Origin of the sequence: Streptomyces sp. NPDC018026 (assembly GCF_044327745.1) — a bacterium.
Lineage (GTDB): Bacteria > Actinomycetota > Actinomycetes > Streptomycetales > Streptomycetaceae > Streptomyces > Streptomyces rubrogriseus.
In genome coordinates this window covers 900,533-925,230 of the sequence record NZ_JBIRFY010000002.1, presented here as the reverse complement: position 1 = coordinate 925,230, position 24,698 = coordinate 900,533, and the positions used below count along the sequence as shown (strand labels likewise).

Here is a 24,698-nt window from a genome sequence, read left to right as displayed (position 1 = left end):
GGGTTCGTGGCACCCGCGCCGCACGCGTCAGACGAGGGCGACGGCCTCCTGGGGGGAGAGCCGGCCGCCCTCGGCGTACGCGGCGTCGTAGGCCTCGCCGCCGAGCGCCCCGCGGACCCGTTCGACGGCCCGCCCGCGCGCGTCCCGCTCCATGCCCGTCGACACGTGCCCCGGCGGCAGCATCGCCTCGGCGGCGCCCAGGCACCGGGCGCCGTCCGCGGCCCGGTCGCCGCCGTCCAGGCGGGCCAGGGCCATCGCGGCGATGGTCAGGTAGGCGGAGCGCATGTGCGGGGCGATGGCGGCGGACAGCGGGTCCTCGGCCCGCGCCAGCGACTTGCGGATCCAGGTCAGGCACTCCTCGTGCCGGTCCTCCAGCGTGGCCAGCCAGGCCTCGGCGGCGAGGATGAAGGCGTCGAAGACCACGAAGTGCGCGATGGAGAACTCCTCGCGCAGCAGCCGCAGTTGCTCGCCCGCGTCGGCCGTGCGGCCGGTCATGCCCAGGTGTCCGGCGAGGAACAGCCGGGCGGCGGGCATCGCGCCGTTGTGGCCCGTCCCGGCCGTGCGGTCGATCACCGCGCGCAGCACCCGCTCGCCCCGCTCCGTGTCGCCCGCCTCCAGCAGCACACTGCCGAGCCGGGCGTCGAGGACGTCCACCTGGGCGTGGGCACCGAGCCGCTCGGCGTGCTCCGCGGCGGCCCGGTAGTCGGCGGCGGCGAGCCCGTACTCGCCGACGCGCTCGCGGGCCTCGGCCCGCCCGGAGAGCGCCTCGGCCATGCCCCAGGCGTCGCCGAGCCGGTGGTAGATCTCCAGCGACTCGTCGGCGTCGCGGACCGCGTCGCCCGCCCAGTCGGTGCGGTTGGCGAGCATGTTGGCGCGCATCTGCAGACCGCCGGCCAGCTCCCACTCGTAGCCGGGGGTCTCCCGGCACGTGCGCACGGTGGCGTCCATGATCACGCGCAGCCGGTCCATGTCACCGGTGAGCATGACGGAGTAGAACCAGAGCAGGCCGGGGCTGGAGCAGGTCTGCGGCATCCCGGGCTCGTAGGTGTCCGCGATGATGCGCAGCTTGCGCTGGGCCGCCGGGTTCTGCCAGGCGTCCAGCTCCGTGTCCATGCAGGCCAGATGGGCCAGGTGCACCCCGCGCCACGCCTCGGCGAGGACCTCGCCGGTCATCGGGGGCGGGGCGGACGTGCACCGCTCCCACACCGGCCGGGCGGGGGTGCCCGGTTCGGCGAAGGGGTCCGGGCCGAGTGCCATCACCTCGACGAACCAGTTCCGGGCCTCCACCCGCAGGTCGCGCATCTGCCAGTACCAGACCAGCGACAGCGCCAGGCACAGCGCCTCCTGCTCGTCGCGCTCGGCGACGGCGTGGCGCAGGGCGGTGCGCAGGTTCTCGTACTCGCGCTCCAGCCGCTCGATGGCGGCGAGCTGCCGCGCGCCGCGCAGCAACGGGTCGGTGGTGCGGGCGAGTTCTCGGTAGTACGTCAGGTGGGCGCGGGCCGCGGCGGCGCGTCCGCCGGCCTCGTCGAGGCGCTCGCCCGCGTATTCGGCGACGGTCTCCAGGAGCCGGTAGCGCATGCCGTCGCCGGTCAGGCGGTCCGTCACCGGCGCGGCCACGACGAGGGACTTGTCGACGAGGGAGCCGAGGGCGTCCAGTGCGGCGGGCCCGCACACGGCCTCGGCGGCGGCGAGGTCGCAGCCGCCCGCGAAGACGGACAGCCGCCCCAGCACCTCGCGCTCGTCCGCGTCGAGCAGGTCCCAGGACCAGTCGACGACCGCGCGCAGCGTCTGCTGGCGGGGCAGGACGGTGCGGCTGCCGGAGGTGAGCAGCCGGAATCGGTCGTCGAGCCGGTCGGCGATCTGGCGCGGGGTGAGCATCCGCAGCCGGGCGGCGGCCAGTTCGATGGCCAGCGGCAGGCCGTCGAGGCGGCGGCAGATCTCGGCGCAGGCGGCGGCGGTCTCCTCGTCGGCGTCGACGCGGAAGCCGGGGCGGGCGGCGGCGCCCCGGTCGGCGAGCAGCCGCAGCGCGGCGGGCTCGGGCAGCGGCTCCACGGGGCGCAGCGACTCCCCCGGCACGCCGAGGGGTTCGCGGCTGGTGGCTAGGACGGTCAGGTGGGGGCAGCGGGCGAGGAGTTCCTCGGTGAGGCGGGCGGCGGCGTCGACGACGTGCTCGCAGTTGTCGAGGACGATCAGCATGCGGCGGCGGCCGCAGTGCTCGACCAGCCGCTCGACGGCGGTGTCCTGCCCCTCGGAGGCGGTGGCGGCCCGCATCTCCTCGGCGCCGGCGCGGTAGAGCACGGTCTCGCGGGCACCGACGGCGGTCAGCACGGCCTCCGGTACGTCGGCGGGGTCGTCCACGGGGGCCAGCTCGGCCAGCCACACCCCGTCGCGCGCGGCGTCCCCGGCCCCTTCGGCGGCCTCCTGCGACAGCCGGGTCTTCCCGGCGCCGCCGGGCCCGAGGAGGGTGACGAGCCGGGTGGCCGCCAGGTCGGCACGGAGTGTCTCCACATCGCCGTCCCGGCCGACGAAGGAGGTGAGCCGGGCACGCAGGTTGCCGCGGGGGCGGGATCCCTCCGGGACGGGTACGGCGACGGACCCGGGCGACGCGGCGACGGCTCCCGGCGGCACCGCCGACACCGACGCGGGCGCACCGGGTACGGGGGACGCGCCGGGCGCGGGGGACATGCCGGGCGCGGGGGGCGTGCCGGGCGCGGGGGGCGTGGTCGGCTGCTGTCCGGTGGCGGACTCGCCCGCCGAGTGGGAGGCGGGCGCCTGGCCGGACGCGGGTCCGGTACCGGACGCAGGGCCCGCGCCGTCGAACGGCCCGGCGGGGACCCCCGGTGCCGTCTCGGAAGCAGGCCACCCGCCCGGGGCAGGACCCGTGCCGTGAGCAGGCGCGGCGCTGGGCCCTGGCGCCGTACCCGGGGCGGGCCACCCCTCACCGGCAGGACCCGGACCGGAGCCGGGCGCGGCGGCGGGCCCCGCGGCAGGACCGGACGCAGGGCCCGCGCCGTGGAGCGGCCCGGCGGGGACCCCCGGTGCCGTCTCGGATGCTGCCCACCTGCCCGGGGCAGGACCCGTGCCGTGGGCAGGCGCGGCGGTGGGCCCCGGCGCCGTACCGGAGGCGGGCCAGCCCTCGGCGGCAGGGCCGGGCGCGGGGCCGGTGCCGGACGCAACGCCCGGGCCGGACGGTCGGCCGGGGCCGGGGGCCGGGGTGGGCGAAGGGTTCAGGAGCTCCGCGTGGAGTGCCCGTAGCTCCCGCCCCGGGTCGGTGCCGAGGCGGTCGGCGAGGAGGCGGCGTACGGCCTCGTAGGCGGCCAGTGCCTCGGCGGTGCGGCCGGTGTCGCGCAGGGCGCGCAGCCGCAGCGCCTGGAGGGGCTCGTCCAGGGGGTGGCCGTCGCACAGGGCGGTCAGCTCGGGCAGGGCGTGCTCGGCCTGCCCGAGGTCCAGGGCGGCGGTGTGGCGGGCGCGCAGGGCGTCGAAGTGCCGGGTCTCCCAGCGGGCCGCCTCGGCGGTGCGGTCGGGCAGGTCGGCGAGAACGGGCCCGCGCCACAGCGCGAGCGCGTCGTCGAGCACGACGGCCGCCTTGGCGGGGTCGCCGTCGGCCAGGGCGCGGGTGCCCTCACCGGCGAGCCGGTCGAAGCGGTGCAGGTCGACGTCGTCGGGGGCGGCGGCGAGCCGGTAACCGCCGTCGGCCGAGGCGACCGAGTCGGCGCCCAGCGCCCGGCGCAGCCGCCCGACCAGCGCCTGCAGGGCGCCCGTCGCGTCGGCGGGCGGGTCCCCGGCCCAGACCTCCTCCACCAGCAGCCCCGCGGCGACCGCGCGCCCGGCCCGGAGGGCGAGCACGGTCAGCAGGGCGCGCAGCCGCGCCCCGCCGAGCGGGACGGCCGTGCCGTCGGGACGGAGTGCCTGTGTGGTGCCGAGGATGCGATAGCGCACGGGACCATTGTCCCCGCTGCCGTCGGAGCCGGTCACGGGGTTTTGTCCGCACGGCGTGCCCGGCCCTCCGCCGCCCTTCCCCTCCCCCTTCCATCCCCCCGGGCGCGGAACCGTCCGCCCCGCACGAGACGTTCTCCCCGTGCGCCCGGTACGGTCGGGCGGTCCCGCACCCCGCGGGTGCCGCCACGCGTGCCCGACAGTCAGGGAGTTCCATGTCCACCGCCACCGCCCGCCCCAGCGACCGGAGGATCAGCCCCGTCTTCCTCGGGATCGTCGCCGTCGCCGCGGTCACGGGCTGGGCCACCTGGACCGGCTTCGCCGAGCAGCCGGGTCTCGCCGTGTTCCTGTTCGTCACGGCCGCCTGGGTCGTCTCGCTGTGCCTGCACGAGTACGCGCACGCCCGCACCGCGCTGCACAGCGGCGACATCTCGGTCGGCGCGAAGGGCTACCTCACCCTGAACCCGGTGAAGTACACGCACGCCCTGCTCAGCATCGTGCTCCCCGTCCTTTTCGTGATCATGGGCGGGATCGGGCTGCCCGGCGGCGCGGTCTTCATCGAGCGCGGGCGGATCCGGGGGCGCTGGCGGCACAGTCTGATCTCGGCGGCGGGCCCGCTGACGAACGTGCTGTTCGCCGTCGTGTGCACGGCGCCGTTCTGGCTGGACGCGCTGGACGGCGTGCCGCGCGACTTCCGGCTGGCGCTGGCGTTCCTGGCGCTGCTCCAGGTCACGGCCGCGATCCTGAACTTCCTGCCGGTGCCGGGCCTGGACGGCTACGGCGTGATCGAGCCCTGGCTGTCGTACAACGTGCGGCGGCAGGTGGAGCCGCTCGCGCCGTTCGGGCTGCTGATCGTGTTCGCGCTGCTGTGGATCCCGGCGCTCAACGGCGTGTTCTTCGACGCGATCGACGCGCTGCTGCGGGGCCTGGGGATCGGCGAGGTCGACACGTACTGCGGCTTCGAGCTGTACCGCTTCTGGCAGACCGACCCGCTGTGCACGCCGGGCGGATGACGCCGCTCGGCCGGTGCCGGACTCAGCCGGTGACGGACGTGGAGGAGGCGGCGCGGCGGGCGTCCCGGCCGCGCTTGGCGTAGTACCAGCACATGTTCGACGACAGCCCCGACAGCAGCACCCACACGACGCCGATCACGACGCTGCCCTGTACGAAGGAGACGACGGCGGCGGCCACGGCGAGTACGCAGACGACCAGGGCGTAGAGGGCGAGGCGGGGCATGGGAACGGCTCCTGTCGGGGGGACACTGGTACCGACCAGTGTCCCCCATCGCCTCATACGTCCGTGACGCGGAGCCCGGCGTGTGCCTTGTAGCGGCGGTTGACGGAGATCAGGTTGGCGACCAGCGACTCGACCTGGTGTGCGCCTCGCAGCCGTCCGGCGAAGACGCCGCGCATGCCGGGGATGCGCCCGGCGAGCGCCTGCACGATCTCCACGTCGGCGCGCTCCTCGCCGAGCACCATCACGTCGGTGTCGATCTCGTCGATCTCCGGGTCCTGGAGGAGGACCGCCGAGAGGTGGTGGAAGGCGGCGGCGACCCGGCTGTCCGGCAGCAGGGCGGCGGCCTGCTCGGCGGCGCTGCCCTCCTCGGGCTTGAGCGCGTAGGCGCCCTTCTTGTCGAAGCCGAGCGGGTTGACGCAGTCGACGACGAGCTTGCCGGACAGTTCCCCGCGCAGGGATTCGAGGGTCTTGCCGTGGCCGTCCCACGGTACGGCGACGATCACGACGTCGCTGCGGCGCGCGGTCTCGGCGTTGTCGGCGCCCTCGACGCCGTGCCCGATCTCCTCGGCGGCGGCCGCGGCGCGCTCGGCGGCGCGGGAGCCGACGATCACCTTCTGGCCGGCCTTGGCGAGGCGGTACGCGAGGCCCTTGCCCTGCGGGCCGGTGCCGCCGAGCACGCCGACGACCAGCCCGGAGACGTCGGGCAGGTCCCAGGGGTCCTTGGCCGGTGCCTTGGCGGGGGCCTTCTGTGCAGCACTGTCGGTAGAGGTCATGGGCCGACCCTACGTCCGCGACGGCCTGCCCAGGGCTGCGGGTCCCGCCCGCCGGAAGGCGGTCCCCGGGCCGGGTGAATCCGGGGCGAACGCCGTACCGCGCGCAGTGCGTTGCGGCAGGATGCGACCGCATGGACGCCGTACGGGTCGCGCTGCTGCGGGAAGTGCTCGCCGGGACCGAGTGGCTGGGGGCCACCCGGCGGTTCGCGGGGGCGCTGCGGGGGTCGGTGGTGCCGCACGGAGGCGGTCTGCTGCTGGTGGGCACCCCCGAGTACGAGCCCTGGCACCTGGCGGCGCACCTGGTGGACGAGGCCGCCTGGTCGGGGACGCCGGAGCTGGCGCCGACGCTGGTCCGGCACGGGGCGCGCCCCTCGGACCCGGCGCATCTCGCGGTCGGTCTCGGGCGGCTGGCGGCGGCCCGGCGCGGGGAGACGCTGCTGGTGGTCACGCCCGAGGACCCCGGTGCCCGGCTCTTGGAGCGGGTGCACGACGCCCGCCGGGCCGGTGCGACGGTGCTGGCGCTGGGCACCGAGCGCGCCCCGGGCGAGCGGGAGCTGACGGCGATGGCGCACGAGACGCTGTCCGTCCCGGACGGGGCCGAGCTGGACCTGGACACGGTGCAGCACCTGGTCAGCGCGTCGGCCGGGGAGAACGCGGTGCCGCCGCCCCGGGGCCGCCGCCGCTTCCGCGACCGCCTGTCCCGCCTCGCCGACCACCTGACGGCCCCACCACCGTCCGGCTGGTGACACCCGGGGCCCGACGCCTGACCAGCCTGCCTCGACCGGCGACGCCCCGACCCAGGACGGCCACGCCGTGGCCACTGCACTGCCCACCACCACCCGACCCCCGGACCGCCACGCCCCGGCCCAGGGCCACCGCGTCCCGCCCGCAACCACCACTCGAACCGGGACCGGCACCGCCCGAGGCGCGACGGCTGCGCCTGCCACTGACCACCACCGCCCGCCGCCGGGACCACCACTCGGTCGAACCCGCCGCCGCGCCTGCCCGCGACCACCACCCCACCCGGTACCGCTACCACCCGCCCCGGTCGGTGTTCCGCGTCGCGAAAATCGGTTGCCCGGGTTCGCGCGGGGGTCGGACGATGGGCCCTCGTGACCGACACCTCCCCCGCCGACGCGCCCGCCGACAGACCCGCGGACGTGCCTGTCGGTGCGCCCACCGGACTGCGTGCCCTGCTGCCCGACCTGTCGCCCTGGCGGGCCTCCCCGGACTTCCGGCGGCTCTGGGTTTCGGGGCTGATCACGAACTTCGGGAGCTTCCTGACCTTCGTCGCGCTGCCGGTGCAGATCAAGGAGCTGACGGGCTCGGCGGCGGCGGTGGGCGCGATCGGTGCCGTGGAGCTGGTGCCGCTGGTGGTGTTCGGGCTGTACGGCGGTGCGCTGGCCGACGCCTGGGACAAGCGGCGGCTGATCCTGTGGACGGAGGCCGGTCAGGGCGTGCTGTGCGCGGCGCTGCTGGTCAACGTGCTGCTGCCGAGCCCGGCCGTGTGGCCGCTGTTCGTGATCGCCGCGTTCTCCGCGGCGATCGGCGCGGTGCAGCGCCCGGCCCTGGACTCGCTGATCCCGCGCATCGTGGCCCACGAGCACCTGCCGGCCGCCGCCTCGCTGAACGCGCTGCGCTGGCAGGTCGGCGGGATCGCCGGACCGGCGCTGGCGGGCGTGGTGGTGGCGTACGCGGGGCTCGGCTGGGCGTACGCGGTCGACCTGGTCACCTTCGCCGCCTCGGTGGCCCTGGTGGCGGGGCTGGCCTCCTCGCCCGCCTCGCACGAGGCGCGCAGTCCGTCGTGGGCGGCGATCGCCGAGGGCGCCCGGTACGCGTGGAGCCGCAAGGAGCTGCTGGGCACCTACGCGGTCGACGTCGCGGCGATGCTCCTTGCGATGCCGCTCGCGGTGCTGCCGTTCCTGGCCGACGAGTTGGACGCCGAGTGGTCGCTCGGGCTGATGTACGCGGCGATTCCGGCGGGCTCGCTGCTGGTGAGCGTGAGCAGCGGGTGGACGTCGCGGGTGCACCGGCACGGGCGGATGGTGGTGCTCGCGGCGGCCGGGTGGGGCGTGGCGATCGCCGCCGCGGGCTTCGCCGGGAACGTGTGGCTGGTGCTGCTGTGCTTCGTGCTCGCCGGTGCCTGCGACATGGTCAGCGGTGTCTTCCGCAGCGCGATGTGGAACCAGACCATCCCGGACGAGCTGCGCGGCCGGCTCGCCGGGATCGAGCTGCTGTCGTACTCGGTGGGTCCGCAGCTCGGCCAGGTCAGGGCGGGCGGCACGGCGGCGCTCGTCGGGGTGCGGGCGTCGGTGTGGTCGGGCGGACTGCTGTGCGCGGGCGCGGTGGGGGTGCTGGCGCTGTGCCTGCCGACGATGATGACGTACGACGCGCGGACGAACGAGCACGCGGTGCGGCTGCGCGAGAGGCGCGCAGCCGACGCCGCGGGCGGGTGACCGGTCCGCGCCTGCTCAGTCGTCCCGGTCCGCGTCGGCGCTTCCCCGGGCGGAGGCGTCGTGCCACTTGGGGTCGTTCTCCCACTCCAGGTTGCGTTCGCGCGCGGTCTGCATCGCGTGCTCGGCCTCGGTCCGGGTGGCATACGGCCCGAAGCGGTCCTTGCCCGGGCAGTCCGGGCCCTCCTCGACCTTCTGGTGCTCCAGGCAGTAGTACCACTCGCCCGGTTTGCCGACCGTGCGCTTCTTGAACAGGGCCATGGGACAGCTCCTCTCGCCAACGACATGTTCCCCCATGGCCGCTGGTTAGACTCGCTGCATGTCTGGCCAGTCGCTGCTCGTCCCAGGGGAGCTCTCCCCCACCCGTTCCGTGCCCGGAAACATCCGCCGGCCCGAGTACGTCGGCAAACCCGCGCCGACGCCGTACACCGGTCCGGAGGTGCAGACGCCCGAGACCATCGAGGCGATGCGCGTGGCCGGGCGGATCGCGGCGCGGGCGATGGAGGAGGCCGCGAAGCACATCGCGCCCGGCGTGACGACGGACGAGCTGGACCGGGTGGCGCACGAGTTCATGTGCGACCACGGCGCCTACCCCTCGACGCTCGGCTACCGGGGCTACCCCAAGTCCCTGTGCAGTTCGGTCAACGAGGTCATCTGCCACGGCATCCCCGACTCCACGGTGCTGCGCGACGGCGACATCGTGAACCTGGACGTGACGGCGTACATCGGCGGGGTGCACGGCGACAACAACGCGACCTACCTGGTCGGCGACGTGGACGAGGAGAGCCGGCTGCTGGTCGAGCGGACCCGGGAGTCGCTGGCCCGCGCGATCAAGGCGGTCCGGCCGGGCCGGCAGATCAACATCATCGGCCGGGTCATCGAGTCGTACGCCAAGCGGTTCGGGTACGGAGTGGTGCGGGACTTCACCGGCCACGGCATCAACTCGTCGTTCCACTCGGGGCTGATCGTCCCGCACTACGACAGCCCGCACGCGACGACCGTCATCCAGCCCGGGATGACCTTCACGATCGAGCCGATGCTGACGCTCGGGACCCACGAGTACGACATGTGGGACGACGGCTGGACGGTCGTGACGAAGGACCGCAGGCGGACCGCGCAGTTCGAGCACACCCTGGTGGTGACGGACTCGGGCGCGGAGATCCTCACGCTGCCCTGACCTCGCACGCCCCCGGACGGCCCGCTCTCCCCGGAGGGCGGGCCGTTTCGCGTCCGGGTAGGTACGCTTTTACCGACAGCTCGTCGGCAAGCCTATTGACTTAGGTAAGCCTAACCATAGAAAATCATGCCCATGGACTCCTTCTCGACGCTCATCCGCACCGCCTCCCACGAGCAGCACGTGGAGGCGGAGACCTCGACGTTCATGAGCGACCTGCTGGGCGGACGGCTCGGTGTCGACGCCTACGCGCGCTACACCGAGCAGCTGTGGTTCGTCTACGAGACCCTGGAGACCGCCGCCGGACGGCTGGCGGCGGACCCGGTGGCCGGGCCGTTCGTCCGGCCGGAGCTGCTGCGGCTGGCCTCCCTGGAGCGGGACCTGGCGCACCTGCGCGGCGCCGACTGGCGCGCGGGGCTGACCGCCCTGCCCGCCACCGAGGCGTACGCGGCCCGGGTGCGCGAGTGCGCCGAGGACTGGCCGGCGGGGTACGTCGCCCACCACTACACCCGCTACCTCGGCGACCTGTCGGGCGGGCAGATCATCCGGGACAAGGCCGAGCGGACGTGGGGCTTCGCCAGGAAGGGCGACGGGGTCCGCTTCTACGTCTTCGAGGAGATCTCCAACCCGGCCGCCTTCAAGCGGGAGTACCGCGAACTGCTGGACGGCATCCGCGCCGACGACCTGGAGAAGCAGCGGGTCGTCGCCGAGTGCAAGCGCGCCTTCGCCCTGAACACGGCGGTGTTCCGGGCACTGGGCGAGGAGTTCCCGCTGTCCGCCTGAGTCACCGCTCCAGGCGTACCCGCCCGCCGATCTCGATCCAGCCCTCGGGCTGCGGTGCGGTGAGGATCTGGGAGCCGACCCCCTGCGTGATGTTGAGGGCGCGGCCCAGCCGTGCGGTCAGCAGCAGTGCCGCCGCGCCCGTCGCCTCGTCCTCGTCGATGCCGTCGTCCCGCCCGGGGAAGGCACGGGCCCGCACCCGGCCCGCCGCCTCGTCCTCCCACGCCCAGGCATAGATCCACTCCCCCTTAGGCGGCACCGCGAGGTCGTCGACCTCGCCGACCGTGCCGTACTGGCGCAGGGTGCGCGGCGGGGCCCACTCGGGCCGGGCCTCGATCCAGCTGAACTCGCCGTCCAGCCGGGCGCCCACCACCCCGGCCGGCGTGACGAGTTCGGGCACGTCGAGCAGCCAGGCGGTGCCGACGCAGGGGTGTCCGGCGAAGGGCAGGCGCAGGGTGGGCGTGTAGATGTCGACGACGCCGCGCTCGGGGTCGTCGACGAACACGGTCTCGCTGAAGCCGAGTTTGGCGGCCAGCTCCTGCCGCCGCTCGGGCTCCGGCAGTACGGATCCGTCCCGGACGACGCCCAGTTCGTTGCCGTATCCGCCGTTCGGCGCGCAGAAGACCCGCAGTACGTCGTAGTCGGTCACCGGGGCATTCAAGCATCGTCCGCGGGCGGCCAGAGCGGGGTGGGGGCCTCGTCGTACGGGAGCGTCGCGAGCGCGTCCGCGTACACCTTGGGGAACGCGTCCGCGTGCGCCTCGGTGACCGCGTCGGCGATCCGGCGCCACTCCGCCTCGTCCGGCAGCCGGGCCAGCACCACGCAGGCCGGTTCGGCGCCCTCCGCCAGCGCCGCCACCGCCCGGTCGTGCCCGTCCAGGATCAGCCAGCCGTCGAGGAACGACACCCACCACAGCAGGACCGGGGCGAGGGTGCCGTCCCGGGCGTGCTTGCGGTACGCCTTCACGCGCGGCGCGTCGGGGGGCGAGAGCGGGCGCAGGGGCAGGACACCGTGCCAGCCGCCCCCGCAGAGCAGTTCGAGGACGGTGTCGGGCCAGTCCCGTACGAAGTCCTCGGTCCAGATGCCCGGGGCGAACGACGCGCGTGCGGTGAGCGACCAACGTCCGTCGTGCAGCGGGCCGTCGGGGCTGTCCTCCAGCCACCGGGCACAGCGGTGGCGCCAGTCGGCGTCCGGTGTGCGCATCGACGCGGCGCGCAGGGGCGGCAGCGGGGAGCGGTGGCCGGGCAGGCGGCGCAGGTGCAGCTCGCGGCAGCAGCCGTCGCCCTGCCACCGGGCCCGGGTGAGGGGGCGGCCGCCCTGGTGGAGCGTGGGCGGGCCGCCGTCCCGGGCCCGGACGAAACGCAGCGGCGGCGGGCCGGGGCGGCCCCGGACGTCCAGGACCAGAGGTCCCGGAGTCGCTTCCCGCACCGCCCGTTCCATCCGGACAGTATCGGGCGCGGACCGCCCCGGCCCGCAAGGGATTACTCGGCGGACCGCACCTGGCCCCGCCGCCTGCGCGTCGCGTACACCGCGCCCGCGCCGACCGCGACCGCGACACCGGCCGCCGCGCCCAGGGCCGGGCCCGGTATGTCCGAACCGGTGGAGGCGAGACTGCCGCCGCCGATCGAACCTCCGACGGTCGAACCGGTGCCTCCGACGGTCGAACCGGTGCCTCCGGCGGTGCCCGCGCCCCCGCCGGTGGAGCCGCCCGCCGTGCCGGAGCCGCCGGACGCGCCGCCGGACGTGTCCGAGCCGCCGCCGCCCGGCAGTTGGGCGTCGTCGCTGACCGCCACCGACAGGTCGACGGTGTCGAGCGCGGTGCCCGCCGGGTAGAAGTCGCCGAAGGCCTTCGCGCCGGCCGCGGTGAGCGTGGCGGCGATGCCGTCGACCGTGATGACGTTCTTCTCGGCCTTCAGGTCGCCGGAGTTCGCCTTGAGGTCGGCCAGGACCACGCCCTCGGTCCGCGTGCCGAGGCTGTTCACGTCGGCGGTGAGCCTGCCGGTGCCGTCGTCGAGGGTGGCCTTGAGGTTGCTCAGGGTCAGGTCGAGGCCGTAGGTGCCGCCCGACTCGTGGCCCTTGAAGTTGACGGCGCCCTTGAAGGTGGCGGTCAGTTTGTCGGCGTCCGTGTCGTAGGTGCCGGTGGCGTCCTTGAAGGTGAACGCGCCGTTCCCGGCGGCCTGGACGGCGCCGCCGGAGACGGTGACCTTGCCCTTGGCGATGGTGCCGACGACGTAGGCGCGGAAGGACTCCTTCACGCCCCAGCCGAGGGTGCCGTCGGCGATCTCGCCCTTGGCGGGGGCCGTGCTCGCGGGGGCCGTGGGCGAGGCGCTCGTGCTCGCCGCGGGGCTCGGGTCCTGGGTGGCGGGCGTGGTCTGCGGGTCGGTCGGCCCGGGTTCGGTGGAGTCGGTCCCGGTCGGCTCCGGGCCGGTCGGATCGGTCGGATCGGTCGGGCCGGTGGAGGGCTCCACGCTCGGCCCGGTGGTGGGTTCCGTGGTCGGCCCGGCGGTCGGCCCGGTGGTCGGCTCCGGCGTCTTCCTGACCACCGTCAGCGGGTCCCCGGCCGCGCCCGCGTAGCCCGCGCTGCCGAGGTATTCGCCCGCCTCGGTGGTGAGGGTGGTAGCCATGTCCGTCATCGCGCGGGTCACGGCGACCTTGGCGAGCGGCACGTCGTCGCCCTTCTTGGTGGGCGTCGCGCCGGAGGTGTCGACCGTGGTCACGTCGGCGGTGATCTCACCGGCGCCGCTGTCGAAGCGCACGTCGGTCAGCGTGACCTCGAACTGGTGCGCGGCGGAGGCGCTCACCAGCTTGCCCTTGAAGCCGAGGTCGACGGCGTTCGTCGTGTGGTCGTAGGTGCCGGTGCCCCCGGTGAAGGTGAAGGCACCGTTGCCGGCGGCCTGGGTGGCGCCCTCCGACGCGGTGAAGCTGCCGAACATGCCGACGTACGTCCGGTAGGACTGCTTGATGCCCCACGTCAACTCGTAGTCGGAGAGCGGGGATCCGGCGGCCGAGGCGGCGGTGGCGCCGCCCAGTGCGGCGAGGGCGGTCGCGCCGAGGGCGGCGGCCGTGGCGACGGCGGCGGTGAGCGCGGTGGAGCGGCGTCGTCTGACGGGCATGGCTCGGTTCTCCTTGGGTGTCGGGGTGTTCAGCCCTGCTCCGGGTCCGCGGGGGACGCGGCGGGCCGGGTGCGGCGCCTGCGGAGGGCGACGGCCACGAGGACCGCGGCCGCCAGCAGCAGGGCGCCGGCCGCGAGGGAGACGGGAAGTGCGGGGAAGTCGCCGTCGTCGGTGCTGCTCGCGACGGGGGCGGCGGAGGTGTCCGCGCCGGTCTTCTCGGGCCGCGGGCTCGCACTGGGTGTGGGCTCGCTGCCGAGGTCGGGCAGGGCGGGCAGTTTCGCGTCGGCGGTGAGGGCGACGGCGAGCGACACCGGGTCCATCTCGGTGCCTGCCCGGTACATGCCGCCGAAGGCCTTGGCACCGCGCGCGGTGAGCTTCGCGGGGGCCTCGGTGACCTTCACCAGACCGCCGGCCGGCTTCAGGCCGCCCGCGGTGAAGGTGACCAGAGGCACCTTCTCCTCCTGGACGTCCGGGCTCCTCACGTCGGCGTACAGCGTGCCCCTGCCGTCCTCGACGACGGTCCGTACGTTGCCGAGGCTCAGGTCGAGGCCGTGGGCGCCGGTGAAGCGCACCGTGCCCCGGAAGGCGGCGGTGAGGTCGCCGTCCTGGTACGCCCCCCGGCCGCCGGGGAAGCGGAAGAGCGCGCCGCCGTCCTGGGCGCCCGCGGTGAGGACCCATTCGCCGTCGGCGATGTCGCCGGTGACGTACTCGCGGAAGGTGCGGCGCACGCCCCAGTCGACCGCGCCGTCCTGGACCGTGCCGTCCGACGTCTTCGTGGGCTTCGGCGACTCGGCGGACGGTGCGGGGGTGCTTGACGGCCGCGTCTCCCGCTTCGGCGCGGACGCCTGCACGTCGGCGGACAGGCTCACCGGGTCCAGTGCGGTCCCGGCGGTGTAGTACCCGGCGAAGGACCGGGCGCCCTCGGCGGTGAGGGTGGCGGGGATGTTGTTCAGGGCGACGGTGTCGCCACCGCCCCGCATGTCGATGCCGCCGAGGGAGAGGGAGGCGAAGGGCACCTGACGGGACGTCGTGACCGCCCCGGTGTCCTTCGCCTTGCTGACGACGTCCAGGTGGAGCGTGCCGGTGGAGCCGGAGATGCTCACGGTGGGACGGCTGAGGGTGAGGTTGAGCTGGTGGGCGCCGGTGCCGGTGCGGTGGCCGAGGAAGTGCACACCACCGGAGAAGGCGGCGCGGAAGGCACCGGTGTCGCCGTCGTAGGTGCCGGTCGCCGAGTGGAAGCGGAACGAGCTGCGGCCGACGGTGGCCGCGCCCCCGCTGAGGGAGTAACTGCCCTTCGCGACGGGGCCGGTGACATAGGTCTGGAACGAGGACTTGATGCCCCAGTCGAGCCGTCCGCCCTGCACGGTCCGGCTCTCGGCGTGTGCGGCGGCCGCGGGGAGCAGCGCCGCGAGGACCGCCGCGCACAACACGGTGACCAGGGCGCGAAGACGGGCGGGCATGCGAAGTCCTCCGGATCGGGGGGCCGGTAGCGAACGAAGGTAAGGCTAACCTAAGCTCTAGCCGACTGACACTGGCGGTCGACCGGAGAGGACGGACGGAAAAGTGCGACGCTTGCGAGACCGACTGGCGGGAGCACTGCTGTCCGCGCTCGCCCTCACCCTGACCGCGACCGGCTGCGCGGGCTCCTCCGACGCCTCGTCCGGCGCCGGTTCCGGCGCGGCGGCCGCCTCGGCGGCGGAGCCCGTCGCGAACCGGGTCGAACCACTCGGGCAGAGACCCGAACCCCGGCTTCCCGTCACCGTCCGCTCCGCCGACGGCGAGCGGGTGACGGTCGAGCGGGCCGAGCGGATCGTCCCCCTCTCCGGCAGCCTCAGCGAGATCGTCTTCACGCTCGGGCTCGGCGACCGGGTCGTCGCCCGGGACGTCACCGCCACCTTCGAACAGGCGGCGAAACTCCCGGTGGTCACCCGGGGCCACGACGTCTCCGCCGAGAGCGTGCTGTCGCTCAAGCCCGACCTGGTGCTCGCCGAGACCACCACGGGCCCCGAGGAGGCGGTGGACCAGATCCGCGCCGCCGGGGTCCCGGTGCTCTTCGTCGAGGCGGCGGGGGGCCTGGACGACGTGGGCCCGCGCATCCGGGCGGTCGCCGACGCGCTCGGCGTACCGGCGGCCGGGACGGAGCTGACCCGGCGCTCGGAGCAGCGGATCGCGGCCGTACGCAAGGACGTTCCACACGGGGACAAGCCCCGGGTCGCCTTCCTCTACCTGCGCGGCTCGGCCTCCGTCTACCTCATCGGCGGCAAGGACTCCGGCGCCGGCTCACTGATCGAGGCGGCCGGTGCGGTGGACGCCGGGGCCGCCTCCGGCCTCGGCAAGGACTTCACCGCCATCACCAGCGAAGCCCTGGTCAAGGCCGCGCCGGACGCGATCCTCGTGATGAGCAAGGGACTCGAATCGGTCGGCGGCGTGGACGGCCTGGTGAAGATCCCCGGCGTCGCCCAGACCCCGGCCGGGATGGACCGCCGGATCGTCTCCGTGGAGGACGGCGTACTCCTCAACTACGGCCCGCGCACCGACCAGGTGCTGAAGTCGGTCGTGGCCCAGCTCTACGGCGAGGACGGCGCCAAGTGACCGTACTGGACAAGCCGGTTGGCACCCGGAGGCCCGCCGACCCCGCCGCCCCCCGCGCCCGGCGCTCCACGGCCTGGCTGCTGACCGCCGCCCTCGCCGCCGGCCTGCTGGTCCTCGTCCCGGTCGCGGCCGGTACCGGCGCCTACCCGATCCCGGTCGGCGACGTGCTCGGCTCGCTCCTGCACCGGACGGGACTCGGCGGCACGGAACTGGACCGGGTGGCCGAGTCGGTGCTGTGGAACGTGCGGTTCCCCAGGATCGTGCTGGCCCTGCTGGTCGGCGCCTCGCTCGGCTGCGCCGGGGCACTCATGCAGGGCGTGTTCGGCAACCCGCTGGCCGAGCCGGGCGTCATCGGCGTCTCCTCCGGCGCGGCGGTCGGCGCGGTCGGCGCCATCGCCTTCGGCCTGAACTTCCTGGGCACCTGGACGGTGTCCGTCTTCGCCTTCGTCTCCGGCCTGGTCACCGTCCTGGTCGTCTACGCGATGTCCCGCTCGGGCGGCCGTACGGAGGTCGTGACCCTGATCCTCACGGGCATCGCGGTGAACGCCTTCGCGGGGGCGCTGATCGGGCTGTTCCTGTTCTTCGCGGACACGGCGGCGGTCAACCAGATCACCTTCTGGCAGCTGGGCTCGCTCGCCCAGGCGACCTGGCCGAAGGTGCTGGCGGTCCTGCCGTGCGCGGCGCTCGGCCTCGGGCTCGCCCCGCTCCACGCCCGTCGCCTCGACCTCCTCGCCCTCGGCGAACGCCCGGCCCGGCACCTGGGGGTGGACGTGGAGCGGCTGCGGATCGTCCTGGTCCTGGTGATCGCCCTGCTGACCGCGGCCGCGGTGAGCGTGGCCGGGGTCATCGGCTTCGTCGGGCTCGTCGTCCCGCACCTGCTGCGGATGGCGGCCGGGCCCGGGCACCGGTTCCTGATCCCGGGCAGCGCGCTGCTCGGCGCGCTGGTGCTGCTCGCCGCCGACCTGGCGGCCCGCACGGTCGCGGAGCCGGCCGAACTGCCGCTCGGGGTGCTGACGGCGCTGCTGGGCAGTCCGTTCTTCTTCTGGCTGCTGCGCCGCACCCGGCGCAGGCAGGGAGGCTGGGCATGAGAAGCGTGAGGCTGCCGCGGCTGATGCCGTCCCGTCCGGCGCCGCCGCCCCCGGCCGCACCGGGCGACGTGCTCGCCGCGGCCGAGGGACTGCGCGTGCACCTCGGCGGGCGGCCGGTCCTCGACGGGGTGGACGTGGACGTCCGCGCGGGCGAGGTGCTCGCCCTGGTCGGCCCCAACGGCGCGGGCAAGTCGACGCTGCTGGGCGCGCTGGCCGCCGACGTCCCCGCCGCCGAGGGGGTCGTACGCGTCCATGGCCGCCGGGTGACGGAGTGGTCGGCGTCCGAACTCGCCCTGCGCCGGGCGGTGCTGCCCCAGTCGGCGTCGCTGTCCTTCCCGTTCCCGGTGGAGGAGGTCGTCCGGATGGGCCGGGCGCCCTGGGCGGGCGGCGACCGGGAGGACGAGGACGAGGCGGCCGTGGCCGAGGCGATGGCCCGCACGGAGGTGTCCGGCTTCGCCGAACGGCCCTTCTCCGCGCTCAGCGGGGGCGAACGGGCCCGGGTGGCCCTCGCCCGCGTCCTCGCCCAGCGCGCTCCCCTCCTGCTGCTCGACGAGCCGACCGCGGCCCTGGACCTCAGGCACCAGGAACTCGTGCTGCGGCTGTGCCGGGAGCGGGCGCGGGCCGGGGACGCGGTGGTCGTCGTCCTGCACGACCTCGCGCTGGCGGCCGCCTACGCGGACCGGGTGGCGCTCCTCAGCTCGGGCCGGATCGCGGCCGGGGGCCCGCCCTCGGAGGTGTTCGCCGAGGGGCTGCTCTCCGAGGTCTACGACCAGCCGGTGGAGGTGTTCCCGCACCCGCGCACGGGCGCGCTCCTCGTCGTCCCGCACCGCTCGCCATGACCCCCGCCACCGCCCCACGAGGCCGTCCTTGACGCACCTTTGACCGTCCTATGAGCACTTCATTGAGCCACCGTGACCGGCCCGTGCTCATACACCGTCCATGAGATTCGGATCACCGTATGGACGGGTTTTACTTAGGAAATCCTTAGGTATGTTAGGCCAGCCTCACCTTCCCTACGAGGCCCATCACGCGCACTTTCGGCCATCCCTTGGAGCCCGCATGCGAGCCGCCAGACTCTCCCTCGTCACCGCCGCGGCCCTGGCCGCCGTCACGGGGTGCACGGAGAAGAGCGGCGCCGAGGACGGCGAGCACGTCATCTCGGTCACGGCGACGGACGACAAGTGCGAGGTGTCGAAGACGGAGTTCCCGGCCGGTCACGTCGAACTCGCCGTCGAGAACAAGGGCTCCAAGGTCACCGAGGTCTACCTCCTCTTCCCCGACGACCGGGTGGTCACCGAGCGGGAGAACATCGGCCCCGGCACCAAGCAGCGGGTCACCGCCGAGGTGAAGGCGGGCGACTACCGGATCGCCTGCAAGCCCGGCATGAAGGGCAAGGGCATCCGCCAGGACGTGAAGGCCACCGGCGGCAAGGCGGCCGCGCGCGACCCGCGCCTCGACGAGGCCGTGGCCGCCTACCGCCAGTACGTGCAGGCGCAGGCCGACGAGACCCTGCCGAAGGCGGAGGCGTTCGCGAAGGCCGTCCGGGCCGGTGACCTGGAGGCCGCGAAGAAGGCGTACGCGATCTCCCGCGTCGGCTGGGAGCGCACCGAGCCGGTCGCGGAGTCCTTCGGCGACATCGACCCGAAGGTCGACGTCCGCGAGGACGGTCTGGAGGAGGGCCAGGACCCGGCGACCGACTGGACCGGCTGGCACCGCCTGGAGAAGGCGCTGTGGCAGGACAAGAAGATCGGCGACCGGGAGAAGGAGCTGGCCACGACCCTGGTCACCGACCTGAAGGACTGGCAGAACCGGGTCGGCAAGGCCGAGATCACCCCCACCTCCATGGCCAACGGCGCCAAGGAACTCCTCGACGAGGTCGCCACCGGCAAGGTCACCGGCGAGGAGGAGCGCTACTCGCACACCGACCTGGTCGACTTCAAAGCCAACGTGGAGGGCGCGCAGCAGTCGTACGCACTGCTGAAGCCGGTCGCCAAGGAGAACGACGCGGCGCTGACGAAGGAGCTGGACCGCCAGTTCGCGGCGCTGGACAAGCTGCTCGACCAGTACCGCCCGAGCACCTCCTCCTACGAGTTCACCTCCTACGACAAGGTCGGCAAGGCGGACCGCAAGGAGCTGTCGGACGCGGTCAACGCGCTCGCGGAGCCGCTGTCCAAGCTGGCCGCCGCCGTCGTCACGAAGTAGGCGTGGAGGGCGAGATGACGGACACCGACTCCCCCGCACCGGCCCCCGCACCCTCCCGGCGGTCGCTGATCGGCTGGGGCGGCGCGGGCCTCGCGCTCGGCGCCGCCGCGGCGGCCGGCGGGGCGGTGGCGATGGACCGCACCGGCGACGACGCGGACCCCGCCGCCGCCGACGCGGGCGCCGCCGTCCCCTTCCACGGGGCGCACCAGGCGGGCATCGCCACGCCGGTGCAGGACCGCCTGCACTTCGCGGCGTTCGACGTGACGACCGAGGACCGCGCCGCCTTCGTGGCGCTGCTCAAGGAGTGGACGGCGGCGGCCCGCGCGATGACCGCCGGTCACGCGGTGGGCGAGGGCGCCTACGGCGGCCTGCCCGAGGCCCCGCCGGACGACACCGGCGAGGCGCTGGGCCTCAAGCCCTCCCGGCTGACCCTCACCATCGGCTTCGGACCGTCCCTCTTCGCGAAGTTCGGCCTCGCCGATCGGCGCCCCGAGGCCCTGGCCGACCTGCCGAAGTTCCCCGGGGACAACCTCGACAGGGCCCGCAGCGGCGGCGACCTGTGCGTCCAGGCCTGCGCCGACGACCCCCAGGTCGCCGTGCACGCGATCCGCAACCTCGCCCGCATCGGCTTCGGCAAGGTCGTCGTGCGCTGGTCGCAGCTCGGCTTCGGCAAGACCTCGTCCACGACGCCCGACGAACAGACCCCGCGCAACCTGCTCGGCTTCAAGGACGGCACCCGCAACATCGCGGGCACCGAGAAGGACCGCCTGGACAGGTTCGTCTGGGCCGCCGGGAAGGACGGGTCGCCGTGGATGGCGGGCGGCTCCTATCTCGTCGCCCGCCGCATCCGCATGCACATCGAGACCTGGGACCGCACCTCCCTCCAGGAGCAGGAGGACGTGTTCGGCCGCGACAAGGGCGAAGGCGCGCCCGTCGGCAAGGCCAAGGAGCGCGACGAGCCGTTCCTGAAGGCGATGAAGCCCGACGCGCACGTCCGGCTCGCGCACCCCGACTCCAACGGCGGGGCGACGCTGCTGCGCCGCGGCTACTCCTTCACCGACGGCACGGACGGCCTGGGCCGCCTGGACGCCGGCCTGTTCTTCCTCGCCTACCAGCGCGACATCCGCACGGGCTTCGTCCCCGTGCAGCGCAATCTGGCGACGGACGCGCTCAACGAGTACATCCAGCACGTGGGTTCGGCGGTCTTCGCCGTGCCGCCCGGCGTCCGCGACGCGGACGACTGGTGGGGCAGCACGCTGTTCGGCAAGGAGGCGTAACCGTGTTCTCGAACTACCTGATCGGACTGCGCGAGGGCCTGGAGGCTTCCCTCGTCGTCTGCATCCTCATCGCCTACCTGGTCAAGACGGACCGCAGGGACGCCCTGAAACCGATCTGGGCGGGCATCGGCGTCGCGATCGCCATCGCGCTCGGCTTCGGCTGCGCGCTGGAGTTCGGCTCGCAGGAGCTGACGTTCAAGGCACAGGAGGCGCTGGGCGGTTCGCTGTCCATCCTGGCCGTCGTCCTGGTGACGTGGATGGTCTTCTGGATGCGCCGCACCGCCCGCCACCTCAAGGCGGAGCTGCACGGCAGGCTGGACGCGGCCCTCGCCATGGGCACCGGGGCGCTGGTGGCCACCGCGTTCCTGGCGGTGGGCCGGGAGGGTCTGGAGACGGCGCTGTTCGTGTGGGCGTCGGTGCACGCGGCGAGCGACGGCACCCCGCGCCCGCTGATCGGCGTGGCCCTCGGACTGGCCACCGCCGTCCTGCTCGGCTGGCTGTTCTACCGGGGCGCGCTGCGCATCAACCTGGCCCGGTTCTTCACCTGGACCGGCGGCATGCTGGTCGTCGTGGCGGCAGGGGTGCTGGCCTACGGCCTGCACGACCTCCAGGAGGCCGACCTGGTACCGGGCCTGACGACCCTGGCCTTCGACATCAGCAGCACGATCGACCCCTCCAGCTGGTACGGCACCCTGCTCAAGGGCGTGTTCAACTTCCAGCCCGATCCGACCGTCCTCCAGGTCACGGTGTGGCTGCTGTACCTGGTCCCGACGCTCGCGCTCTTCCTCGCCCCGGTAGGGTTCGCCTCCGGGAAGGGGAAGGTGAAGGAACCTGATGAGCCAGGATCGCGGCCCTCGAAGGCCCCGCAGGCTTGAGAAGTACGCGCTCATATCCGCCTCGGCGACCGCTTTGTCGCTGACGGCGAGCGGCTGCGTGGTGGTGCACGGTGAGCGCGAGGTGCTCCCCTCGGCCACCCGGGCCGAGGCCGCGAAGGCGCTGGAGCAGTTCACCACCGCGTACAACGCGGCCGACAAGGCGTACGACGCCTCCCTGGACGCCGACCACACGACCGGTGCCCTCGCCGCGATCGACTCGGCGCGGCTGAAGGCGGGGGCGGCCAACCACCCGGACGGCAACCCGGCGCACGAGCCGCTGGAGCTGACCGACGCGAAGTTCACGATCCCGAAGAAGGCGGGCTGGCCGCGCTGGTTCGTCGCGGACACCAAGGCCAACAAGCGCGGCAAGGCACGCTGGTTGCTGGTCTTCACCCGGGACGGCCTGGAGGAGACCTGGGAGGCGGCGTACCTGACGCTGGTCGCCCCCGGCAAGGTGCCCGAGTTCAAGACCGACCAGGACGGCTGGGCCGAGGCCGTGCCCGCGAACGCCACCGACGTGAGCGTCCCGCCGGCCGACCTGAGCAAGGACTACACGACATACCTCCAGGACGGCGGCAAGACCTTCGCCGACGGTGTGCACACCAGCTCCTGGCGCGCGCTGCGCGAGAAGCGCTCGACCCGCCCCGGCCTGGTCACCCAGTACATCGACGAGCCGCTGGCGAACGGCGACTACGCGCCGCTGGCACTGCGCACCGAGGACGGCGGCGCGCTGGTGTTCTTCACCTCGCGCCACTTCGAGAAGCAGACCGCCGCACGGGGCGCGTCCGTGCCGACGCCGAACAAGGACGTGCTGGCCCTGACGGACGGCGAGATCAAGCAGTCGCTGACGATGGAGTTCGTCTCCAACGAGGTCGCGCTCGACCCGGCGGACGGACAGGTGTCGGTACTGGGCCGGGTCCAGGGCCTGACCTCGGGCAAGGGCGAATAGGCGAGCCCGGGACGCTCAGCGGCGCAGCGGCCAGGAGGCACCCTCGTAGTCGTCGCTCTCCGCACCGGCGTGCCGGGCGCAGGCGTCGGTGAGGGTCTCCAGCAGCGTCAGCGGGTCCGGCAGCGGATGCTCGGGACCGCGCACCCAGTGCACGGTCCGGCCTTCCCCAGGCAGCCGGGCCGGCGGCACCAGCACGTAGGACCCGCGGCAGTGCCAGCGCAGCCCCGGGTGCTCGTCCATGGTCTCGGGGTGGCAGTCCAGCTCGCAGGGCCACCACTCGTCCTCGTCCTCGGGGGTGCCGCGGGTGAGGGTGAACAGCAGCATGCGCCCGTCGTCGCTCTCGGCGACCGGCCCGACCTCGACCCCGGCGTCGAGCAGCCTGCGCACCGCCTCCCGACCGGCCTCCAGCGGCACGTCGAGCACGTCGTGCACCATGCCGGTCGCGGTGATGAAGTTGGCCTCGGGCTGGTGCCGGGCCCAGCGCTCGATCTGCGCGCGGTCGGTGGTGGACTGCGTCTGCCAGGCGAACGACACCGGGTGCCGGGCGGGGGTGGGACAGCCCACGCGGTCGCAGGAGCAACGGTAACCGGCGGGGTGCGCGGCGGGCGCCAGGGGCAGTCCGGCACCGGCGGCGGCGAGCAGCAGATCCTCCCGGCCACCGTCTCCGGCGGCCTCCTTGGGGCGGCGTCCGCGCAGCCACGAGGAGAGTTTGCCCTGCAGACCGCTCCGACCGCCGAACTCCGCGCTCATCTATCCCCTTGCCTCACCGTCGTGCGCACCAGCATGCCCTATCGTCGCACCATTCCCCGCTTCGGGGTCGCGAAGGGACAAACTTCCCTGGTCAGGCGTCTTCGGTCACCGTGGGGCGAGCCCGTGCAGCGCGTAGTCGACGAGGGTGTCGGTGTAGGCGTGGGAGAACGGCCCCGTGTGCTGGAGCCAGCGCTGCGCGAGCGGGGAGACGAACAGCTCCAACGCGATCCGCAGGTCGATGTCCTGCCGTACCTGGCCCGCCTCCTGGGCGGCCCGCAGCCGGTCGGCGTGCAACTGGAGCGACGGCTCCAGGAGCCGGCTGACAAAGGTCCGGCCCAGCTCCTCATTGACGACGCCCTCCGCGGCCAAAGCGCGATAAGGCGCCTCGAACCTCGGATCCCGCAGTTCGTCGACCGTGGCGCGCAGCACGACCTTGAGATCGGCGGCGACGTCACCCGTGTCCGGGATGGTGTACGCCTCCTCACCGGCGGCCTCCACGAGCCGCTCACCCAGGTCGAGGAAGGCCTCCAGCAGGACGTCCGCCTTCGAGGACCACCACCGGTAGATCGTCTGCTTGCCGACGCCGGCCCGGGCGGCGATGCCCTCGATGGTGGTCTTCGGGTAACCGACCTCGCCGACCAGGGCGAGGGCGGCGTCGTAGATGGCCTGGCGGGACCGCTGACTGCGCCGGGTGGCGTCGGGGTGCGGCCGCTCGGCGGCGGGGTTGGTGCTGCGTTTCCGGGTGGTGGCCATGCTCCGAAGCTACCAGGCCGGCAAGACGGAACGTCTCGCCGAAGACAAGCGCCGGAACGGAACTCAGTGGCGCGGCGCCCGCGCGTTCTCCAGGTAGTGCAGAACGGCCGCCACCCGCCGGTCGACCTGGTCGGCCGGGGCGAGGTCGAGCTTGGCGAAGATGCTGCGGATGTGCTTGTGGACGGCACCGTCGGTAACGACAAGCCGCCCGGCGATGGCACTGTTGCCCAGGCCCTCGGCCATCAGACCGAGCACCTCCCGCTCCCGCGGACTGAGCCGCTCCATCCGGGTGTCCTGCCGCGTCCGGGTGAACAACTGGGCGACGACCTCGGGATCAATGGCGGTGCCACCGCCCGCGACCCGCCCGAGCGCGTCCATGAACTCCTCCACCCGCCCGACGCGCTCCTTGAGCAGGTACCCCAGACCGCCCACTCCCCCGGTCAGCAGGTCGGTGGCGAAGGACTGCTCCACGTACGCGGACAGCACCAGGACGGCGAGTCCGGGGCGCCGCCGCCGCGCCTCGACCGCCGCGCGGACCCCTTCGTCGGTGTGGGTGGGCGGCATCCGCACATCGAGGATGGCCACGTCGGGCTCGTGCTCGTCGATGGCCGCGAGCACCGACTCGGCGGTGTCCGCGGTGGCGACCACGTCCAGGCCCTCGGCCCGCAGCAGCAGGGCGAGCCCCTCGCGCAGCAGCGGATCGTCCTCGGCGATCACGATCCGCAGGGCGCGCCGCACGTCAGGTTC

General features: G+C 74.0%; 23 protein-coding genes. 12 read left to right on the top strand and 11 right to left on the bottom strand.

From position 1 onward, the window contains the following. Positions 1-27: 27 nt before the first annotated feature. A complete protein-coding gene (locus ACH4D3_RS09755) occupies positions 28-3,939 on the bottom strand; it encodes a BTAD domain-containing putative transcriptional regulator (RefSeq protein WP_398318711.1) in 3,912 nt (1,303 codons plus the stop codon). A gap of 212 nt (positions 3,940-4,151) precedes the next feature. Here ACH4D3_RS09755 and ACH4D3_RS09750 point away from each other — a divergent pair, with 212 nt between their 5' ends. Next, a complete protein-coding gene (locus ACH4D3_RS09750; RefSeq protein ID WP_003976552.1) occupies positions 4,152-4,949 on the top strand; it encodes a site-2 protease family protein in 798 nt (265 codons plus the stop codon). Between the two features lie 22 nt (positions 4,950-4,971). Here ACH4D3_RS09750 and ACH4D3_RS09745 read toward each other — a convergent pair whose 3' ends face one another. Further along, positions 4,972-5,172 (bottom strand): hypothetical protein, encoded by a 201-nt coding sequence (locus ACH4D3_RS09745; protein WP_016326075.1) that lies wholly within the window; start codon positions 5,170-5,172, stop codon positions 4,972-4,974. Between the two features lie 53 nt (positions 5,173-5,225). Further along, a complete protein-coding gene (npdG, locus tag ACH4D3_RS09740; RefSeq protein WP_398318707.1) occupies positions 5,226-5,945 on the bottom strand; it encodes an NADPH-dependent F420 reductase in 720 nt (239 codons plus the stop codon). A gap of 131 nt (positions 5,946-6,076) precedes the next feature. Between npdG and ACH4D3_RS09735 the strand changes: the two genes are divergently transcribed. Then, the gene (locus ACH4D3_RS09735) at positions 6,077-6,691 is read left to right on the top strand and encodes a hypothetical protein (RefSeq protein ID WP_398318704.1); all 615 of its coding nucleotides are present in this window, start codon (positions 6,077-6,079) and stop codon (positions 6,689-6,691) included. A gap of 366 nt (positions 6,692-7,057) precedes the next feature. Beyond that, positions 7,058-8,401: an MFS transporter gene (locus ACH4D3_RS09730; protein ID WP_398318701.1), complete on the top strand. Its 1,344-nt coding sequence runs from the start codon at positions 7,058-7,060 to the stop codon at positions 8,399-8,401. Between the two features lie 15 nt (positions 8,402-8,416). Here the strand turns inward: ACH4D3_RS09730 and ACH4D3_RS09725 are convergent, their stop codons facing one another. Next, positions 8,417-8,659, bottom strand: coding sequence for a hypothetical protein (locus ACH4D3_RS09725; RefSeq protein WP_398318698.1), 243 nt, complete (start codon positions 8,657-8,659; stop codon positions 8,417-8,419). A 58-nt stretch (positions 8,660-8,717) separates the two neighbouring features. On the opposite strand from ACH4D3_RS09725, the gene map reads away from it, so the two are divergent. Both map and ACH4D3_RS09715 read left to right on the top strand, forming a co-directional pair. After that, complete coding sequence (gene map / locus ACH4D3_RS09720) at positions 8,718-9,575, top strand: type I methionyl aminopeptidase (protein ID WP_398318695.1); 858 nt, start codon at positions 8,718-8,720, stop codon at positions 9,573-9,575. 132 nt (positions 9,576-9,707) lie between these two features. Continuing rightward, the gene (locus ACH4D3_RS09715) at positions 9,708-10,355 is read left to right on the top strand and encodes a heme oxygenase (biliverdin-producing) (protein ID WP_398318692.1); all 648 of its coding nucleotides are present in this window, start codon (positions 9,708-9,710) and stop codon (positions 10,353-10,355) included. A 1-nt stretch (position 10,356) separates the two neighbouring features. Here the strand turns inward: ACH4D3_RS09715 and ACH4D3_RS09710 are convergent, their stop codons facing one another. The 4 genes from ACH4D3_RS09710 to ACH4D3_RS09695 are packed head-to-tail and all read right to left on the bottom strand — an operon-like array spanning position 10,357 to position 14,925. Then, positions 10,357-11,001, bottom strand: a complete 645-nt coding sequence (locus ACH4D3_RS09710; RefSeq protein ID WP_398318689.1) for a PhzF family phenazine biosynthesis protein — start codon at positions 10,999-11,001, stop codon at positions 10,357-10,359. Positions 11,002-11,009: 8 nt separating this feature from the next. Then, on the bottom strand, positions 11,010-11,780 hold the full coding sequence (locus ACH4D3_RS09705; RefSeq protein WP_398318686.1) for a hypothetical protein: 771 nt from the start codon (positions 11,778-11,780) through the stop codon (positions 11,010-11,012). Between the two features lie 53 nt (positions 11,781-11,833). After that, positions 11,834-13,465 (bottom strand): HtaA domain-containing protein, encoded by a 1,632-nt coding sequence (locus ACH4D3_RS09700; protein WP_398318683.1) that lies wholly within the window; start codon positions 13,463-13,465, stop codon positions 11,834-11,836. Between the two features lie 29 nt (positions 13,466-13,494). Next, the gene (locus ACH4D3_RS09695; RefSeq protein ID WP_398318680.1) at positions 13,495-14,925 is read right to left on the bottom strand and encodes an HtaA domain-containing protein; all 1,431 of its coding nucleotides are present in this window, start codon (positions 14,923-14,925) and stop codon (positions 13,495-13,497) included. A 103-nt stretch (positions 14,926-15,028) separates the two neighbouring features. Between ACH4D3_RS09695 and ACH4D3_RS09690 the strand changes: the two genes are divergently transcribed. The 7 genes from ACH4D3_RS09690 to ACH4D3_RS09660 all read left to right on the top strand — a co-directional run bounded on the left by ACH4D3_RS09690 (position 15,029) and on the right by ACH4D3_RS09660 (position 22,448). Next, positions 15,029-16,057, top strand: coding sequence for a hemin ABC transporter substrate-binding protein (locus tag ACH4D3_RS09690; protein ID WP_398318677.1), 1,029 nt, complete (start codon positions 15,029-15,031; stop codon positions 16,055-16,057). After that, entirely contained in the window at positions 16,054-17,145 is a 1,092-nt protein-coding gene (locus ACH4D3_RS09685; protein WP_398318674.1) for a FecCD family ABC transporter permease, read from the top strand. Before ACH4D3_RS09690 ends, ACH4D3_RS09685 begins: the two co-directional genes overlap by 4 nt. Beyond that, positions 17,142-17,984 carry a heme ABC transporter ATP-binding protein gene (locus tag ACH4D3_RS09680; RefSeq protein WP_398318671.1) on the top strand — a complete coding sequence of 281 codons (843 nt, stop codon included), beginning with the start codon at positions 17,142-17,144 and terminating at the stop codon, positions 17,982-17,984. Before ACH4D3_RS09685 ends, ACH4D3_RS09680 begins: the two co-directional genes overlap by 4 nt. Before the next feature lie 220 nt (positions 17,985-18,204). Continuing rightward, positions 18,205-19,347, top strand: coding sequence for an iron uptake system protein EfeO (gene efeO / locus ACH4D3_RS09675; protein WP_398318668.1), 1,143 nt, complete (start codon positions 18,205-18,207; stop codon positions 19,345-19,347). Between the two features lie 14 nt (positions 19,348-19,361). Next, positions 19,362-20,624, top strand: a complete 1,263-nt coding sequence (gene efeB / locus ACH4D3_RS09670) for an iron uptake transporter deferrochelatase/peroxidase subunit (protein WP_398318665.1) — start codon at positions 19,362-19,364, stop codon at positions 20,622-20,624. A gap of 2 nt (positions 20,625-20,626) precedes the next feature. Then, positions 20,627-21,499, top strand: a complete 873-nt coding sequence (gene efeU / locus ACH4D3_RS09665) for an iron uptake transporter permease EfeU (protein WP_398318662.1) — start codon at positions 20,627-20,629, stop codon at positions 21,497-21,499. After that, positions 21,459-22,448 carry a hypothetical protein gene (locus tag ACH4D3_RS09660; RefSeq protein WP_398318659.1) on the top strand — a complete coding sequence of 330 codons (990 nt, stop codon included), beginning with the start codon at positions 21,459-21,461 and terminating at the stop codon, positions 22,446-22,448. The genes efeU and ACH4D3_RS09660 overlap by 41 nt, the downstream gene beginning before the upstream one ends. 15 nt (positions 22,449-22,463) lie before the next feature. Here the strand turns inward: ACH4D3_RS09660 and ACH4D3_RS09655 are convergent, their stop codons facing one another. From ACH4D3_RS09655 to ACH4D3_RS09645, 3 genes are all read right to left on the bottom strand, one after another. Continuing rightward, the gene (locus ACH4D3_RS09655; RefSeq protein ID WP_398318656.1) at positions 22,464-23,198 is read right to left on the bottom strand and encodes a bifunctional DNA primase/polymerase; all 735 of its coding nucleotides are present in this window, start codon (positions 23,196-23,198) and stop codon (positions 22,464-22,466) included. Between the two features lie 105 nt (positions 23,199-23,303). Next, a complete protein-coding gene (locus tag ACH4D3_RS09650; RefSeq protein ID WP_398318653.1) occupies positions 23,304-23,951 on the bottom strand; it encodes a TetR/AcrR family transcriptional regulator in 648 nt (215 codons plus the stop codon). A gap of 63 nt (positions 23,952-24,014) precedes the next feature. Further along, positions 24,015-24,677 (bottom strand): response regulator transcription factor, encoded by a 663-nt coding sequence (locus ACH4D3_RS09645; RefSeq protein WP_398318956.1) that lies wholly within the window; start codon positions 24,675-24,677, stop codon positions 24,015-24,017. Between the last annotated feature and the right edge of the window lie 21 nt (positions 24,678-24,698).